This is a genomic window from Fimbriimonadaceae bacterium (genome assembly GCA_019638795.1).
Classification (GTDB): Bacteria; Armatimonadota; Fimbriimonadia; order Fimbriimonadales; family Fimbriimonadaceae; genus JAHBTB01.
Genome location: JAHBTB010000001.1, coordinates 24,220 through 38,603 on the forward strand (window position 1 = coordinate 24,220; position 14,384 = coordinate 38,603).

Genomic DNA, 14,384 nt, shown 5'->3' on the forward strand with positions numbered 1-14,384 from the left:
TCAAGACGCGGCCTTTCCACCTGGCATGGCCTTTGCCGTTTCTTGACGTCCGAGAGCCCATGAAAAAAGCCCTTTCCCTTGTCACTCTTTCGTTCGCCTCGGCCCTGAGCTTCGCCTCGTTGACTCTGCATGTCGACGGTCAGATCAGCGGTCAGCACGCCGGCATCGACGTCAAATACTTTGGCAACTCCAAGTCTTGGGGTGCCGGACCGTTCTCCGGAAACCTGGACGGCGGAGCGACCTTCCGCATGTACTGCGTCGACCTGGACCACACCGTGTCGCCGCCGGACAACTACGAAGTCGACCCTCAGTTCATTCCGGGTCTTTCGCTGTCCGACCGCCATCACTGGGCGATGCAACTCTATAACAAGTTCGACAGCACTGTCGACAACGCCACCAAGGGCGCCGCGCTCCAGATGGCGATCTGGGAAGTCATGGTCGACGGTAATGGCGACCTCGCCCACGGCAACTTCAAGGACAACGGCACGACCGCCGCGATCCGCAACCTCGCCGACACGTTCCTTGCCACCGACATGACCGGCGTCAGCGACGAAGGCTACTGGCTGAAGTCGGTCAACCACCGGGACGGCCAGAACCAGGACATGATCGGCCCCGTGCCCGAGCCGGCGAGCATGTCCGTCCTCGCCCTGGGTGCCGCCGGCCTGCTCCGCCGCCGCAACAAGAAAGCCTGAGCCTTGCACCGAAGGTCCCCGGGGTCACCCGGGGACCTTTCTAGTTTGTGGGCCTGACCGTTCGCTAACCTTACCAGTATTGCCCTTGAGCGGTCAACGCGGCACCACAATTGCTCTTCCAACGGGCATAGTGCCATGAATAGGATCACTACCCTCGCCACTCTCGCCGCTTGCTCTTCTCTGAGCTTCGCCTCGATCAACCTCCACGTCAACGGCCTGGAAGGCGGTCTCCACTCCACCGTCCACGTCAACTACAACGGCAACAACAAGGACTTCAGCGCTGGCCCGCAGACCGGCCATCTCGGCGCCGGCCCGGACTTCCGGATGTTCTGCGTGGACCTCGACCACACCGTCTCCCCGGGGAGCGACTACCAAGTCAACCCGACGTTGATCCCCACCATGGGCAACGCCGGCATGACCCTCGCCGCCAAGCTGTACAACAGCTTCGCCGGTGGCGTCACGACCGCTGACGAGGGCGCCGGCCTGCAGATGGCGATCTGGGAAGCCGTCGTCGACAATGGGGCCGTCGATTTCTCGAGCGGCAACTTCAAGGACAACGGGACCGCGGCCGGCATCATGACCAAGGCCAACTTCTACCTGGCCAACATCGGCAGCAACGACGCGGCCTACTTTCTGGACGCCGTCCACATCCAAGACAAGAACCAGAGCATGATCGGCCCTGTGCCCGAGCCGGCCAGCATGTCCGTCCTCGCCCTGGGTGCCGCCGGCCTGCTCCGCCGCCGCAACAAGAAGGCCTAAGGCAAACCCTTAGTCCCCATGAACCCGGCCCCGCCGACTACGTCGGCGGGGCCTTCACGCTTGCTGGGTTCTACCGGTCTGACGACTTTCCTGTTCAGCGGCGACGGCGCTTGAGCGCGAGCACCCCGAGGCCGAGGACGGCCATCGTCGCCGGCTCCGGTACCGCGTCAGTCTGGGAGAAGCTGATGTTGTCGATCCCCGCGTTGACGTTGGTCCCCCACTCGATCTTCAGGGTCTGCCCTACCAGATCAGGGCTGTAATGGTCGTGGGTGGGGCCAGCCCCGTGGGCGACGGTGGCACCAGAATCCCACACGATGTTGTCGCCCCCGTCGCGTACACGCAGGAACGTCAAGGGTTGGTCGGCAACGGGCCAGCCAGCCATGTCGAAGCTCTCCAGCCGGACCGCCCACCCGGCGTCTGCGGTCAGGATGACACGCCCGATCCCGGCCGAACCGTACGCCACGTGGTTCAGGTCGCCGTAGTCCGCACCCCAGTGGACCAATTGGTCGGAGACTTGGCCGAGGCCCGAGTCCAGACTGGCGTACGACGTGACGACGTTTGGCGTCCAGCCGCTACCCATACCGTACGAGCCGACTGCGTCGGACGTCGCCGTCACGTTGTCACCGTAGGCCGTGTCGATCGCGGCGGCATCACCAAGGGGTGACCCTGCACCGTCAGTCAAATCACTGAATGTCAAGATGGTCGCTTGGGATGTGCAAGCAAGTGCGGCCAAAAACGCCAACAGAGGTAATCGATTCATGTCCTCTCCTCAAGGCCACAGAGGCGGCTCTGCCAAACGATACTCGATCTTTTGCGGGGGATGATGTAAGGAATGCAGTTGACACTGCACTTTTTCGGGCAACGTCTTCGACGTCCAAACTTGGCTCACCCCCCTCAATTGAAAACGGCCCGACCGACATTGTCGTCGGACGGGCCGCGGGGTATGGTCTTCCAAAGTCAGCGGCGGCGGCGCTTGAGGGCCAAGGCCCCGAGGCCGAGCACGGCCATCGTCGCCGGCTCCGGTACCGCGTCAGTCTGGGAGAAGCTGATGTTGTCGATCCCAATGTTCCAGTTCTGACCCCACTCGATGATGAGAGTCTGGCCGACGATGTCGGGGGCGTAGTGGTCGTGCGTCGGCCCTGCCCCATGGGCGACCGTGGCACCGGAATCCCAAACCGTGTTGTAGCTCCCGTCTAGGACCCGAAGAAATGACAAGGCATGGTCTGCGTTGGGCCAGCCGGCGAGGTCGAAGCTCTCCAACCGCACACTCCAGCCGGCATCTGCCGTCAAGATGACGCGGGCGGTACCATTGCCGACCTCGGCGAACGCAATGTGCTCCAGGTCCCCGTAGTTAAGATCCCAGTGCAGGAGTTGGTCGGAATAGTGGAGGAGTGCCCCGTCCAAGGTCTCATACGATGTGGTGACGTTGGGCGTCCAGCCGGTGCCCATGCCATACGACCCGACCGCGTCGGACGTCGCTGTCACATTGTCGCCGTAGGCGGTGTCGATCGGGCCGTAGTTGCCCAGGGGGGCGCCGGCAGTGTCCGTCAGGTCACCAAACGTCAAAATTGTCGCTTGGGACGCGCATGCAAGGGCGACCAGGGCCGCCAGTAAAGTCAATCGGTTCATGTCCTCTCCGCAAAGCCAGATTTCTGGTTCACCATAACATACTCGCAAATTTCCCTTTGACCGCACTTGATTTGCCAACCTGGTACAAACTCTGGCAAGAAAGGATTAGGTTGGCGTTACATGTAACGCTCCAGTATGAGAAAGGGCCAAGCGCGGCCCCCGAGCCCGGAGCGCCCCCGCCAAAGACGTCGGCTATCCTTACCGCATGCCCTGGGCTCTGCGACCCGCGAAGCTGACCGACGTCCCCGAGTTGGGCCGTATCCATATCCAATGCTGGGACGAGACCTACCGCGGCTGGGTCCCCGACGAGGAGATCGACCGGCACACCGCGGAGTCCCGTTCCGGGGCATGGGCCCGGGCCGTCGGCGCGGGTGACTGGGTCCTTGTCGCCGAACGGGACGGGCGGGTCGTCGGCTTTGTCCACGCCGGCCCGGCCCGAAAGAACCAACCCGGGCATCCGGGCCAACTCCACTCCATCTATCTGCTCAAGGAAGTCCAGGGCCTCGGGATCGGCCAGGCCATGTTTGAAGCGGCCCGGCGACACCTCACCGAGGGGGGCTTGACCCCGTTCTTTTGTTACTTCCACCCCGACAACCCGGTCGCCGGCTTCTATCTGCGCAACGGCGGGGTCCGGATCGAGGCCGCCGAGCTGGCCGACGACAACCCGGGAGACGTCTGCGAAGGCTGCTTTTCCTTTAGCTGAACCGTCGGTCTCAGAACAGCCGCGCCAATGCGACGACGTCGGCGTTGCCGCCGCTGACCACGACCCCGGTCCGCTTACCGGCCGCCGGAACCTTGCCGAACATCACCGCGGCCAGTCCCAGCGCCCCCGTCGGCTCCACGACGCACTTCAGCCGCTCCCACGCGAACTTGGTCGCCTGGACGAGTTCCTCGTCCGAGACCGTGACAATGCCGTCCACGTGACGCCTCGCCAGACCAAAAGTCAGTTCGCTGAGGCTCGGTGTGCGTGCGCCGTCGGCGATCGTCTGTGGGTTGTCGACCCTCTGGATCGATCCCGCCGCCAGCGACCGCGCCGCGTCGTCTCCATTTTCGGGTTCGACTCCAAAGACTTGGGTTCCGGGCCGCAAGGCCTTGGCTGTCAGCGAGCATCCGCCCATAAGCCCGCCGCCTCCGCACGGGACGACGACCAAGTCTAGGTCGGGACAGGACTCGAGGAGTTCCAGTGCGGTCGTGCCCGCGCCCGCGACGATGTGCGGATGGTCGTAGGGTGGTATCAGCGTCAACCCGCGTTCCTCGGAAAGCCGCCTGCCCAACTCTTCGCGGGACTGCTCGGCCCGGTCGTAGAGCACGACTTCGCCTCCGTAACCTTCGGTAGCCGACTTCTTCACCGCCGGGGCGTCATGGGGCATGACCACCGTCACCGGACAACCCAGGAGCGAGCCGGCCAGCGCCAGCGCCGCGGCATGGTTCCCACTGCTGTAGGTCAGGACACCCTTCCGCCGTTGCTCCTCGCCCAGTTGCGACAGGGCGTTGTAGGCCCCACGGAACTTAAATGATCCTCCACGCTGGAAGCATTCCATCTTGCAAAAGACCGAAGCCCCCGCCCGTGCGTCCAGAGTGCGGGAGGTGACGACAGGCGTCACGTGGGCGACGCCACGGAGCCGCCCTCGCGCCGCTTCGACGTCGGCAAGACTGACCATGGGTTCTCAGTATGCCGACATCAAGACAATGGGCAAGATGATTTGGGACCACCTCGCCGTCGTCGTCGCCGTGCTCGCCGGGATCGCCACCGTCGGCCTCCATCACATCGGTTAGGCCCGCAAAACCCGCCGTCGCCCCACCTCGTATACTGCAGTGTCAGGAGACGACTGAAGTAATGAGTCTGTGGGACAAGATCAAAGGCGAGTTTGTCGACATCATCGAGTGGACTGACGACTCCACCGACACGATGGTCTACCGCTTCGAGCGGCATAACAACGAGATCAAGTACGGCGCCCAACTCACCGTGCGTGAGTCTCAGGTGGCCGTCTTTGTCGACGAAGGCAAGTACGCCGACGTCTTCACGCCCGGCATGTACACGTTGGAAACGCAGAACATGCCCCTCCTCAGCACGCTGAAGGGCTGGAAGTACGGGTTCAACAGCCCGTTCAAAGCTGAGGTCTACTTCATCAACACCAAGCGGTTCAACGACCTCAAATGGGGGACGATGAACCCGATCATGATGCGCGACGCCGACTTTGGTATGGTGCGCGTCCGCGCCTTCGGAACTTACGCGATGCGCATTGTGGACGCCAAGAAGTTCCTGAGCGAGGTGGTCGGCACAAACTGGGAGTTCACCACCGACCAGATCAGCGAGCAATGCCGCAACAACGTCGTGAGCGCCTTTGCCAAAGCCATCGCTGACGCCAACCTGCCGGTCCTCGACCTGTACTCCAGGTACGAAGAAATCGGGTCGAGCCTGCTCACCAAGGTCCAGCCGACGATGGCCGAGATGGGTATCGAACTGCTGAACCTCCTTGTCGAGAACGTCTCCGTGCCACCCGAGGTCGAGCAGGCCATCGACACCCGCAGCAAGATGGGCGCGGTCGGCGACATGAACAAGTTCATGCAGTTCCAGGCCGCCGAAGCCATGGTGAAGGGTGCGGAGAACCCGGGCGGGATGGGCGGTCTGGGCGCCCAACTGGCCGCTGGCCAGATCGCCGGCCAAGTCATTCAAAACGCCCAGTCGGCCCCACCGCCGGTACCTGCCCAGAAGCAGTTCCACGTGGCCGTCAACGGTGCCCAGCAGGGCCCGTTCGGCATTGACGCCTTGCGCGGCATGGTCGCGTCGGGACAGCTGACGCCCTCCTCGCTCGTATGGAGCCAAGGCATGGCCCAGTGGCAGGCGGCCGAGACGGTCGGGGAGTTGCAAGCCCTCTTCGCGGCGGTACCGCCGCCGATGCCTCCTTCGTCCTAAAGGGACTCCCGGGACAAACGAAGAAGCCCCGCCACTGGAGTGGCGGGGCTTCCTTGTCCTCAAACGGACTCAGGCTTTGCGGCGGCGCTTGAGGGCCAACGCGCCAAGGCCTAGGACGGCCATCGTGGCCGGCTCCGGCACCGCGCTGTCGGAAATGACGTCGCCCGGGCCACCGCCGACGCCGATCGAATAGTCACCCCAGGTCCTCACGTCGGCAGCGTCGTACACGTCAAACGTCGTCGCGACGAGGACGTAGTTGACACCGGCGGTGAGGGTCGTGCTGAGCGAGGACCGCAGCAGTCCACCGGTCTGATAATCAGCGTCCGGCAGGACGACGAACGCCGCCGAGTTGTCGTCGTTACCCGCCACGTAGTTTGTCAACGCGTCGTTCGCGTCAAACGGGGCCTCATAGATGAACATAAACGTGTCGATCGTGTTCGACGACGTGTTGGGGTTGCCCATTTCGGCCGTGTAGGTACCGGTCGCGGTGACGTGAAACGCGTGGGTAGCGTAAAGGTTGTCGACACCGACGCTGCTCAACCCGCTCCCATCAGCGAAGGGCCGGTTCCAGTGGGGGGAGTTTGCGTCCAGCGTGCCGTTCTCGATCAGGTTGACACCAGCGAAGCTGGCCGATGCGACGGCGGCAAGCACTACGAGGGACAATGTTCTCTTCAACATAAGGATCACTCCAGCAAAATCAACAGATTCTGCGACACCCTAAGCATGACCCATCCGCTCTCCCCGTGTAACCATGGGGTGCCTAAAAACCCGTAGATTTGTCGGGGAAGGCGGGTCTACCGTAACCAGCCGGTCCCCGAGCGGGTAAGAAGGGAGAGAGATGGCTGAGCGGTTCCCTTGCGCCCAATGCGGCGCCCAACTGGAATTCGCGCCCGGCACGACCTCGCTCAAGTGCCCCTATTGCGGCTTCGTCCAAGCACTGGTCGTTTCGACTTCAGGCGTCGTCGAGCTTCCCTACGAGCAATGGGTCCACGCGGACATCGCCCCCAACCCCAATCTCCAAGAAGTCGTCTGCCAATCTTGCGCGGCGACCTTCAGCCTACCGCCCAACCAAGCCGCCGGGGCCTGTCCCTTCTGTAGCGGCAACATCGTTTTGCCGCCCCACCAGTCGGGACAGATCCAGCCCCGCGCCCTGCTTCCGTTCGCGGTCGATAAAAAGCTCGCCCGCGACAAGTACCGCCAATGGATCGGGAGCCGGTTTTGGGCTCCTAACGACCTCAAGAAGCTCGCCATGGTCGAAGGTGGCTTGACCGGCGTCTACGTCCCGTTCTGGACCTTCGACAGCCATACCGTCACGGCGTACACCGGCATGCGCGGGATCGACCGCTACGTGACCGAGACCTACACCGACTCCGATGGTGAGACCCAGACGCGGACGCGCGTCGAGACCGACTGGTGGCCGGCGGCAGGCACCGTCGAAGTACCGTTCGACGACGTCCTCGTCCTTGCCAGCGGGCGTCTCCCGCCCCGGTACGCCCAGGCCATGCACACCTGGCAGCTCGGCGGGCTCATCACCTATGCGAACGAGTACCTCTCCGGCTTTCAGGCGGTGCGCTACGACAAGGGGCTCCAGGACGGCTTCACAACCGCCTGCGAAATGATGCAACCGGGGATCGACCAAGCCATCCGGTCTGACATCGGGGGCGACCGCCAGCAAATCAACAGCAAGGACACCGACTACCTGGACACGACGTTCAAGCACGTTCTGCTTCCCATATGGAGCGGTGCATACCGGTACCGGGGCAAGACCTGGAACTACCTGGTCAACGGCCAAACGGGCGAAATCCAGGGCGAGGCCCCGGTCAGCCCCTGGAAGGTCGCCATCGCCGTGATCCTCGGTCTGCTCGTGCTCGGCGGCATCCTCTACCTGTATATGCAGGACAAGGGCCACTAGGCATGCCGGAGACAGGTCGGGGCACCGACGCCGTCATGTTGTATGCTCAGGGGCACCATGCCGGGTCTCTCGCAACGTGCCGCCGCAATGCCTGCCTCGCCGATCCGCAAGCTGGCTCCGTTCGCCGAGGCGGCGGCCAAGCGCGGCGTCAAGATATTCCACCTCAACATCGGCCAACCTGACGTCCGCACCCCGGACGAGTTTTGGGAGGCGGTGCGCCGCCCCGACTTGACCGTGCTGGAGTACAGCCATTCAGCCGGCCCTGTCGCCCTGCGCGAAGGAATCGCCGCGGCCTACCGGGACATGGGCCTGGACGTCAAAGACGACGAGGTGATCGTCACCACCGCCGGCTCCGAGGCTCTGTCGTTCGCCATCGGCAGCGTGTGCGACGCGGGCGGCGAGGTCATCGTCCCCGAACCCATGTACGCCAACTATATCGGCTTCGCCGCGGGGATGGGCGTCAAGGTCGTGCCCATCACGACCCGGATCGAGGACGGGTTCGCCCTTCCTTCCGTCGACGAGTTCGCCAAGCGGATCACGCCGCGCACCAAGGCGGTCGTCGTGTGCAACCCCAACAACCCGACGGGGACGGTTTACTCGGACGACCAACTGGAGGGTCTTAGAAAACTCGCCCTCGCCCACGACATCTTCATCATCGCCGACGAGGTGTACCGGGAGTTCAACTACCTGGGCGGGCGCCCCAAGTCGGTCTTGGAACTCGAAGGGCTCGAGCAGCACGCCGTCATGGTCGATTCGGTCAGCAAGCGCTATTCACTCTGTGGGGCCCGGGTCGGCTTCATCGTCTCGCGGAACAAAGACCTCATGTCCGCCGCCCTGCGCTTCGCCCAGGCCCGGCTCTCCCCGCCGACCTTGGAGTGCCTCGGCGTGATCGGCGCACTCCGCACCCCGGCCAGCTACCTCGAAGAGGTCCGGACCGAGTACCAGAAGCGGCGTGACGTCGTGGTCCGGCGGATCAACGCGATCCCGGGCGCCCTGTGCCCGAGGATCGACGGCGCGTTCTATGCGACGGTCCGGCTGCCGATCGACGACTGCGACAAGTTCTGCCAGTGGCTGCTCGAGTCCTTCGACCACAACGGCAAGACGGTCATGTTCGCCCCCGCCACCGGCTTCTATGCCACGCCGGGCCTCGGAAAGGACGAGGTGCGCATCGCCTATGTCCTCAACACTGACGCGATGGAAGAGGCGATGGACTGCCTCGAAGCAGGCTTGGCCGCCTACCCCGGCCGCAAGTCACTGGCGGGTGTCTGAACCGCCAAACCCGGACAAAAAGAGAGCCCGGTCCTCGTCGAGGACCGGGCTCTCTTTACATGAAAGTGGTCGGTTTCAGACACCGTAGCCGGTTTTCTTGAGCCATTCCTTGGGAACCGGCTTGAGGCCACAGAGCACCTGGGCGAACATCTCGCTCTTCATGACCGACGTGGCGACCGTCAGGCGGACCTTGCCCGTCGGCGTGGTGATGGTCACCTTTTGCAGGTTGGCGTCCTGCACGCGGTTCTTGTGCGGGGCACGGAACTTCCATGCCGAGTGCCGGTGGCGAACATGCTTCGCGTGATTGGCTTTCTTACCGCTGACTTGACAAACCCTGGCCATCGACTTCTCCTAACTGGTCAACGCCTGCTTCCAGGCGGTCTGACATGGTACTCGGCACACCCCGCTCAGTTCAACAGACCGGGCCTTGTGGCGTCCCGCCCCTGTCCAAAGGAGAAGAGGGTGGTGCCGCAGGCCGGACTCGAACCGGCGACCCAAGCATTTTCAGTGCTTTGCTCTACCAACTGAGCTACCGCGGCACTATGGCGAGGATGACGGGACTTGAACCCGCGACCTCCGGCGTGACAGGCCGGCGCTCTAACCACTGAGCTACACCCCCGCGTTGCAGAGGCAGATTATTCCATGGATCGCCCCAAAAAAACGTGAGGACTGGGCCCCCGCGACCCCGTCATTCGGCGAGAAAAGCTCGGACCGCCTCGGTCTGACCAACATCGTCCAGCAAAAAGGCGTCATGTCCCATGGGCGCGTCGATCTCGACGTGCCGGGACCGGCACCCCGCCGCCTGGGCCATGGCATGGAGTTCGGCGCTCTGGTGCGTGGGATAAATCCAGTCGCTCGTGAAGCTGGTGAACAGGTATTCCGTGGTCGAACCCGCCAAGGTCTTGAGGTCGAAGTAGTCGATCGCCCGCGTCACGACCAAGTAGCTGTTGGCGTCAAACCGTCGGGTGAACTTGTCCCCCTGGTAACTCAGGTAGCTCTCCACGGCAAACTCTGGGCTGTAGGAAAAGTCGTATGCCTCCTTGTCTTGGAGGTTCCTCCCAAACTTCTTCTCGAACGCCGCTTCACTCAGGTAACTGAGGTGCCCCACCATGCGGGCCACGGCGAGGCCCTGGGTCGGCGGGTCGTCGGCCGGGTAGTCGCCGTCCCGCCACTTGGGGTCGCGCATGATCGCCTGGCGGCCCGTCTCGTTAAAGCCGATTTGCATGGCGTTATGGGCCCGGCATGTGCCCGTCCCCCAGACCTTTCGGACAAAACCGGGAAACCTTATGCTCCATTCCAAGGCCTGCATGCCGCCCATGCTGCCTCCGCACGCCAGCGCAAGGCCCGGGACACCCAGCCGGTCGAGCAGACGCCGCTGGACCTCCACCATGTCGCCGACGGTGACAAAGGGAAACCGGGAGCCATAGGGCCGGCCGTCAAGCTCGGACGCCGGCCCCGTCGTGCCCTGGCAACCGCCGAGCACGTTGGTGCCGATGACGAAGTACTTGTCGGTGTCGACCGCCTTCCCGGGGCCGACGATGCGGTCCCACCACCCCACGACGTGGCTGTCCCCGGTCAAGGCGTGACAGACCAGCACCGCGTTGTCCTGGGCGGCGTTCAAAGTGCCCCAGGTCTCGTAGGCGACGGTCACCGCGGGAACCACCGCGCCGCTTGCGCAGGTCAGGGACCCGACGTCCACCGTTTGGCGTCCGGACTCCACCGGCGCCTGGCGGTCGTTGTCCTGAAAGAGGGCGTGGTCGACCTCGTGCAATCCGCTACTCACGCTTGATCTGCTGACGCCACGGCTGGCCCTTCACCCCGGCTGACGGAGGAGGAGGGTTGCCGTCAGGGCCGGCCGGCGGGTTGCCGGTCGCAGGCGCCTTGGCACCAGTGTCGAGGATGCGCATGAACTCTCCGGGGTCCTTGGCTTTCCGTTTGGCTTCCTCGACATCGACAAGCCCGCCCTCGACCAATTTGGCCATGTACTGGTCCAACGTGTGCATCTTTTGCTTCGATCCCGTTTGGATGATCGAGCCGATCTGATAGGTCTTGTTCTCCCGGATCAGGTTGCGGACGGCGTGGGTGGCATAGAGCACCTCAAAGGTGGCGATGCGGCCGCGGCCGTCTTTCCGCTTGAGCAAGGTCTGGCTGATGACGCCCAGCAAGTTGACCGAAAGCTGCATGCGGATCTGCTGCTGTTGGTGTTGGGGGAAGACGTCGACGATGCGGTCGACGGTCTGGAGGGCGTCGACGGTGTGCAAGGTCGCAAAAACCAGGTGCCCGGTCTCCGCCGCGGTGATGGCCAAGTGGATCGTCTCCAGGTCACGCATCTCACCCACCAAGATGACGTCGGGGTCCTGGCGGAGCACGTACTTGAGGGCGTTGGCGAAGCTCAGGGTGTCGAAGTCCAGTTCGCGCTGGTTGATCAGGGCGACGTGGTCGTCGTGGACAAACTCGACCGGGTCCTCGACCGTGACGATGTGACAGTGCTGCTTGCGGTTGATCCGGTCGATCATCGCGGCCAAGGTCGTCGATTTGCCCGACCCGGCCGGGCCGGTCACCAGGACCAGGCCGCGAGGCCGCTCAATGAAGTCGTAGCACGCCTCGGGCAGGTGAAGCTCCTCCATATTGCGGATCTCGTAGGGGATCACGCGGAAGACGGCCTGGGCATGGTTGCGCTGCTGGAAGAGGTTCCCGCGGAACCGCGACACGCCGACGATCTCGTGGGCGAAGTCCAGCTCCATGTCGCGGTCGAACTTGGCGACCTGGTCGGGGCGAAGCAGGCCCTTGATCGCCGTGCGGAACTCGGCGTCGGTGAACGCAGGGACGTCCTCCAACAGGACCAGGTCGCCATAGACACGGACATAAACCTTGCCGGTGTCGGTCTTGATGTGGAGGTCGGACCCGTCCATCTGGACGCACCGACGCAAGAGGTCTTCAATGTGCAAGGGTCGTCTCCTCGATGAGGCCGTCCTTCAGGGCGCGGCGGTGGAACTCGCTCGTGTTGGAGCTCTTGGACAGGGCGTGCTCGTAGTCGATGACCTTGTCGCGCAGGAGTTGGAGCAAGCAACCGTCCAAGGTCTGCATCCCGTGCTCGTGGCCGGTCTGGATGTCCATGTACATCTGGTGGGTCTTGCCCTCGCGGAGCAGTGTGCGGATCGACGGCGTGGCCACCATCACCTCGAAGGCCGCCACCCGGCCGTCGCCTTCCCGGGTCGGGAGCAAGGTCTGGCTCACGATGGCGAGCAAGGTCACGCCAAGCTGGGTGCGGATCTGCGCCTGCTGGTCGGGGTCGAAGACGTCGACGATGCGGTCGATGGTCTGCGCCGCGTCGACGGTGTGCAGGGTCGAGAAGACCAAGTGCCCCGTCTCCGCGGCGGTGATCGCGAGTTGGATCGTCTCCAGGTCGCGCATCTCACCCACCAAGATCACGTCGGGGTTCTGCCGCATGACGTGGCGCAGGGCGTCGGTGAAGGTGTGGGTGTCGGTGCCCAACTCCCGTTGGTTGATGATGCTCTGCTTGTCCTGGTGGACGTACTCGATGGGGTCTTCGATCGTGATGATGTGCTTGCGGCTGTTCTCGTTGATGTGGTTGATCATCGCCGCAAGCGACGTCGACTTGCCAGAACCGGTCGGGCCGGTGACGAGGACAAGGCCACGGGGCGCCATCGCGATGGACTTGGTGACTTCGGGCAAGCCCAGTTCGTCGACGGTACGGATGCGGTACGGGATCAAGCGGAAGACCGCGCCGATCTTGCCCCGTTGCCAGTACATGTTCACGCGGAACCGGGCCAAGCCCGGCACCGCGTGCGACAGGTCGACTTCCTTGAACGAATAGAGCCTTTCCCGCCGTTCCTCGTTGAGGACGGCGAGGAGCATCGCCTGGCTTTCCTCCTCGCTCATCGGTGGTCCGTCGATGCGTTTCAGGTCTCCCCGGACACGCATCATCGGCGCGTTGCCTGCCTTGATGTGCAGGTCGCTGGCGTCGAGCCGGACGACCTCCTTCAGCAGTTCGTCGAGTAAGTAGGCCATGTCGTGGTCACCCTATCTGCGAAGCATCTGCTTCAACTCCGAGACGATGCCCGCGTAGTTCAGGGCGGTCTCCTCGCTGATGATCCCCGCCTTCACATAGCGGGCCAATCCCTGGTTCATCGTCTGCATGCCCCAGAATCCACCTTCGTTCATCAGGTGGTAGAGGTCGCCGAAGTGGCCGTCTTCAATCGCCTTGCTCACCGTCGGGGTGCAGATGAGGATCTCGGCGACGACGACGCGGCCCTGGCCGTCGGCCCGCGGGACCAGCTTTTGGGCGACGATCGCCCGCAACGAGTTGGCCAGGCGCTGGCACAGGTGGACCTTTTCGTGGGGCGGGAACATGTTGACGACGCGGTCCAAGGTCTCGTAAGCGCTGGACGTGTGGACGGTGGAGAAAACGAGGTGCCCCGTCTCACCGGCCTGCAGGGCGACGTTCATGGTCGTCGTGTCGCGCATCTCACCGATGAGGATGACGTCGGGAGCTTCGCGGACGACGGCGCGCATCGCCGGATAGAAGTCCGTCGTGTCGATGCCGACTTCGCGCTGGCTGACGTAGCTGTTCTTGTCCTGGTGCTCGACCTCGAGGGGGTCTTCGATGGTGACGATGTGGCACCGGCGCTCCTCGTTGATGATGTCGATCAGGGCGCTGAGCGTGGTCGTCTTGCCCGATCCGGTCGGACCAGTCACCAAGGCGAGTCCCTGCCGGTTCTTGGTGATTTCGGCAAGGCTCGGCGGGAGGCCCAGCTCCTCCAAGTTCTTGATCTTCGTCGGCACGATCCGCATGACCGCGGCCATCGAGCCCCGTTGGCTGTACACGTTCGTACGAATACGGCATTTGCCTTCCAGAACGAAGGCCAAGTCCATCTCGTTATGGTCCTCAAAGTGACGGCGCTGCCTGTCGGTCATGACCGAATAAAGGAGTCTCTTCACGTCCTCGGGTTCAAGGACCGGCCAGTCGCCGGGCAAGTCCCGGACGAAGCTGTGTTGCTTCATCTTGGGCTTGTTGTGCGCCTTGATCATCACGTCGGAGGCCGTGTTTTCATAGCCCACAGTGATCAGGTCTCGGATGTCGATCGAGGAAGCGTCTTGCATGGTGCGGCCTTGTCGCGCTCTAGCGCGGCTCCGCGTCGCCCGGGGAGCGTCGCGAGTATACCAACGCCCCTGGTCTCCACGG

15 protein-coding genes and 2 tRNA genes are annotated in these 14,384 nt (G+C 63.5%); 6 read left to right on the forward strand and 11 right to left on the reverse strand.

The annotated features are described in order from the left end of the window. Nucleotides 1-59 precede the first annotated feature (59 nt). The gene (locus KF857_00125) at nt 60-692 is read left to right on the forward strand and encodes a PEP-CTERM sorting domain-containing protein (protein MBX3110387.1); all 633 of its coding nucleotides are present in this window, start codon (nt 60-62) and stop codon (nt 690-692) included. A 135-nt stretch (nt 693-827) separates the two neighbouring features. Next, a complete protein-coding gene (locus KF857_00130; GenBank protein MBX3110388.1) occupies nt 828-1,451 on the forward strand; it encodes a PEP-CTERM sorting domain-containing protein in 624 nt (207 codons plus the stop codon). A 94-nt stretch (nt 1,452-1,545) separates the two neighbouring features. Here KF857_00130 and KF857_00135 read toward each other — a convergent pair whose 3' ends face one another. Both KF857_00135 and KF857_00140 read right to left on the reverse strand, forming a co-directional pair. Next, complete coding sequence (locus KF857_00135; GenBank protein ID MBX3110389.1) at nt 1,546-2,211, reverse strand: PEP-CTERM sorting domain-containing protein; 666 nt, start codon at nt 2,209-2,211, stop codon at nt 1,546-1,548. 197 nt (nt 2,212-2,408) lie between these two features. After that, complete coding sequence (locus tag KF857_00140) at nt 2,409-3,080, reverse strand: PEP-CTERM sorting domain-containing protein (protein MBX3110390.1); 672 nt, start codon at nt 3,078-3,080, stop codon at nt 2,409-2,411. Nucleotides 3,081-3,285: 205 nt separating this feature from the next. Between KF857_00140 and KF857_00145 the strand changes: the two genes are divergently transcribed. Further along, entirely contained in the window at nt 3,286-3,783 is a 498-nt protein-coding gene (locus KF857_00145; protein ID MBX3110391.1) for a GNAT family N-acetyltransferase, read from the forward strand. A gap of 10 nt (nt 3,784-3,793) precedes the next feature. On the opposite strand, the gene KF857_00150 is transcribed toward KF857_00145, so the two are convergent. Continuing rightward, on the reverse strand, nt 3,794-4,741 hold the full coding sequence (locus tag KF857_00150) for a threo-3-hydroxy-L-aspartate ammonia-lyase (protein MBX3110392.1): 948 nt from the start codon (nt 4,739-4,741) through the stop codon (nt 3,794-3,796). Between the two features lie 176 nt (nt 4,742-4,917). On the opposite strand from KF857_00150, the gene KF857_00155 reads away from it, so the two are divergent. Further along, nucleotides 4,918-5,997: an SPFH domain-containing protein gene (locus KF857_00155; GenBank protein ID MBX3110393.1), complete on the forward strand. Its 1,080-nt coding sequence runs from the start codon at nt 4,918-4,920 to the stop codon at nt 5,995-5,997. 69 nt (nt 5,998-6,066) lie between these two features. Here the strand turns inward: KF857_00155 and KF857_00160 are convergent, their stop codons facing one another. Then, complete coding sequence (locus tag KF857_00160; GenBank protein MBX3110394.1) at nt 6,067-6,675, reverse strand: PEP-CTERM sorting domain-containing protein; 609 nt, start codon at nt 6,673-6,675, stop codon at nt 6,067-6,069. 160 nt (nt 6,676-6,835) lie between these two features. On the opposite strand from KF857_00160, the gene KF857_00165 reads away from it, so the two are divergent. Beyond that, complete coding sequence (locus tag KF857_00165) at nt 6,836-7,909, forward strand: hypothetical protein (protein ID MBX3110395.1); 1,074 nt, start codon at nt 6,836-6,838, stop codon at nt 7,907-7,909. Nucleotides 7,910-7,966: 57 nt separating this feature from the next. Next, on the forward strand, nt 7,967-9,178 hold the full coding sequence (locus tag KF857_00170) for a pyridoxal phosphate-dependent aminotransferase (GenBank protein ID MBX3110396.1): 1,212 nt from the start codon (nt 7,967-7,969) through the stop codon (nt 9,176-9,178). A gap of 75 nt (nt 9,179-9,253) precedes the next feature. Here KF857_00170 and KF857_00175 read toward each other — a convergent pair whose 3' ends face one another. From KF857_00175 to KF857_00205, 7 genes are all read right to left on the reverse strand, one after another. Then, on the reverse strand, nt 9,254-9,520 hold the full coding sequence (locus tag KF857_00175) for a hypothetical protein (GenBank protein MBX3110397.1): 267 nt from the start codon (nt 9,518-9,520) through the stop codon (nt 9,254-9,256). A 121-nt stretch (nt 9,521-9,641) separates the two neighbouring features. Further along, nucleotides 9,642-9,717, reverse strand: a tRNA-Phe gene (locus tag KF857_00180). Nucleotides 9,718-9,721: 4 nt separating this feature from the next. Then, nucleotides 9,722-9,797: transfer RNA gene (locus KF857_00185), tRNA-Asp, on the reverse strand. Nucleotides 9,798-9,866: 69 nt separating this feature from the next. After that, nucleotides 9,867-10,961: a homoserine O-acetyltransferase gene (locus KF857_00190; protein ID MBX3110398.1), complete on the reverse strand. Its 1,095-nt coding sequence runs from the start codon at nt 10,959-10,961 to the stop codon at nt 9,867-9,869. Continuing rightward, nucleotides 10,954-12,126, reverse strand: coding sequence for a type IV pilus twitching motility protein PilT (locus KF857_00195; protein ID MBX3110399.1), 1,173 nt, complete (start codon nt 12,124-12,126; stop codon nt 10,954-10,956). The genes KF857_00190 and KF857_00195 overlap by 8 nt, the downstream gene beginning before the upstream one ends. After that, complete coding sequence (locus tag KF857_00200) at nt 12,116-13,210, reverse strand: type IV pilus twitching motility protein PilT (protein MBX3110400.1); 1,095 nt, start codon at nt 13,208-13,210, stop codon at nt 12,116-12,118. The genes KF857_00195 and KF857_00200 overlap by 11 nt, the downstream gene beginning before the upstream one ends. 12 nt (nt 13,211-13,222) lie before the next feature. Then, nucleotides 13,223-14,302 carry a PilT/PilU family type 4a pilus ATPase gene (locus tag KF857_00205; GenBank protein MBX3110401.1) on the reverse strand — a complete coding sequence of 360 codons (1,080 nt, stop codon included), beginning with the start codon at nt 14,300-14,302 and terminating at the stop codon, nt 13,223-13,225. Nucleotides 14,303-14,384 lie beyond the last annotated feature (82 nt).